This is a genomic window from Saccharopolyspora sp. (genome assembly GCF_017434145.1).
Lineage (GTDB): Bacteria > Actinomycetota > Actinomycetes > Mycobacteriales > Pseudonocardiaceae > Saccharopolyspora_C > Saccharopolyspora_C galaxeae.
In genome coordinates, this window is sequence record NZ_JAFRFW010000824.1 from 1 (window position 1) to 1,742 (window position 1,742).

Consider the following 1,742-nt stretch of genomic DNA (forward strand, 5'->3'; position numbering starts at 1 on the left):
GAGGTGAACGGTCCCCGCACCGCACGCGTGTCAGCGGTCGTAGCGGCCGGACTTGATCGCTGCGAGGAACGCGGACCACTGAGTGCTGTCCGCGGTGAGGTAACCGGCCGCGCGATTCTTGGTGTCGCGCACCGCGGCGCCTAATGGGAGCCTGCCTACCTCGACGCAGCTAGAGACTTGCTGGGAACGACTGGACTTGCGCCAGTTCGTCGGTTCCGTCATGGATCTGCACCTTCCAGCTCGCGAGCGGTGGTGGCGATGAGTTTTGCTGACTGGTCTCGGTCCATCGCTACCTGTTGCAGCGTAGCCAACGCGGATCGATAGGGGCTGACTTCGTCGTCGCCGTAGAGAAAGACGCCGGATGCGTAGTGCTCCAAATGCACCATCGGCGTGGTCTTGGCGAAGTCGAAGAAGATGAAAGCGCCAGCGTGCGCCGGGTGCCAGCGTTCGGAAACCGCGGGGATCACATTGATGGTGACGTTCTCGAGCTCTGCCATCGATTCTAGGTGGCGGAGCTGTTCGAGCATGGTCGCCGCTCCGGCGAACCTGTCTCGGAGCACGTTTTCGGAGATGAAGGCGTCGAAGTTGATCGGATTCTTTCGGTGCAGAACTTCACGGCGGCCGACTCGCATGGCCACGTACGGCTCGATCTCATCGGTAGCCATGTCGGCCATGACGGATCGCGCGTAGTCAGCTGTTTGCAATAGGCCTGGAATGACGCCGATCGCGACGTCCGTGATTTTGGTCGCCGTGCGTTCGAACTCGATCAGCCTGGTCAGTTCCTTCCGGATTCCTTGACCGGTGTCGAGCCAGTTGGGCTGGTCCGCGCCGCGGGACAGGTCGACAAGCCGGCTGTACCTGTCGCCCGTCACGCCGAGGACGGTCAGCAGCTGTGCCACGTCCTCGGGCTTCGGTGAGCGCGAGCCGGTTTCGTAGCGGGAGACCGAGACGTAGCTGACGCCGATCCGGTCGGCGAGCTGCTGCTGGGTCAGGCCGGTTTCGAACCGGCACTCGCGCAGTTCAGCACCGAGCGCCCGAGATTTCGGGGTGTTCTCCGATTTTCCGGTCATGAAAATTAGGCTACGGTCCCGCGCCGAAAAGATCACCCCTCGATCGGGGTATTGATCCGGCAGTTACCCGTGTCGATCATTCAAAGGTAAGGCCGGTAAAGCAATTGACTGGGGGTGCTGAGTGTCGGTGTGGGCGGCGTCGTGTGGGCCGGTGGATGCGTTCTGGCACGTGGTGCGGCGGACGGATGGGGGTGTGTTGCCCGCGGTGTGCGGGGTTTTCGTGTACGGGCCGTTGCATCTGCGGCGTGGCGAGTGTCCGGATGGGGAGTTCGACCGCGATGCGTGCCGGAAGTGTCTGGATGCCTGCGATGTCTGAGGTGTCCGCGCGGCATTTCTGGCGGCCGAGCGGTGATGTGGTGCGGCACGCCTTCCGCGGTCGTCGCTGGTGCGGGCAGACCGAGGCGACCGCGGTGTGCGGCAGCACCGTGTCGTTGGCCGCCGAGGTCGCCGAGCTCGACTGGGTCCGCGCCCCCACGTGTGAAGCGTGCAACGCGGTGCTGCGCAGCGAACTCCCGAAGATCACCGGATTCTTCGGCTGATCCTTGAACTTCCTCGGGCCCGAGCGGCTCTCCCGCCCCTCCACCGCCGGACTCCGAGGACGGCCTCCCGCCCGCCGCGACGCCCAGCCCCGACACGGCGCCGCGCGACCGGAGGCCGGCGGGGGCACGCCAC

Annotated in this window: 3 protein-coding genes; 1 reads left to right on the top strand and 2 read right to left on the bottom strand. The window is 65.1% G+C overall.

All coding sequences use genetic code 11. From position 1 onward, the window contains the following. Window positions 1-30: 30 nt before the first annotated feature. Window positions 31-222 (bottom strand): DUF397 domain-containing protein, encoded by a 192-nt coding sequence (locus tag IJH84_RS22375; RefSeq protein WP_200068747.1) that lies wholly within the window; start codon window positions 220-222, stop codon window positions 31-33. After that, the gene (locus IJH84_RS22380) at window positions 219-1,070 is read right to left on the bottom strand and encodes a helix-turn-helix transcriptional regulator (RefSeq protein ID WP_295148635.1); all 852 of its coding nucleotides are present in this window, start codon (window positions 1,068-1,070) and stop codon (window positions 219-221) included. Before IJH84_RS22380 ends, IJH84_RS22375 begins: the two co-directional genes overlap by 4 nt. A gap of 308 nt (window positions 1,071-1,378) precedes the next feature. On the opposite strand from IJH84_RS22380, the gene IJH84_RS22385 reads away from it, so the two are divergent. Continuing rightward, window positions 1,379-1,609 carry a hypothetical protein gene (locus IJH84_RS22385; protein ID WP_295148637.1) on the top strand — a complete coding sequence of 77 codons (231 nt, stop codon included), beginning with the start codon at window positions 1,379-1,381 and terminating at the stop codon, window positions 1,607-1,609. The last annotated feature ends 133 nt before the right edge of the window (window positions 1,610-1,742 follow it).

What these genes read in the sequence shown, in the direction of transcription:
- IJH84_RS22375 (WP_200068747.1), bottom strand. Translation starts at nt 222, where the DNA reads ATGACGGAACCGACGAACTGGCGCAAGTCCAGTCGTTCCCAGCAAGTC.
- IJH84_RS22380 (WP_295148635.1), bottom strand. Translation starts at nt 1,070, where the DNA reads ATGACCGGAAAATCGGAGAACACCCCGAAATCTCGGGCGCTCGGTGCT.
- IJH84_RS22385 (WP_295148637.1), top strand. Translation starts at nt 1,379, where the DNA reads ATGTCTGAGGTGTCCGCGCGGCATTTCTGGCGGCCGAGCGGTGATGTG.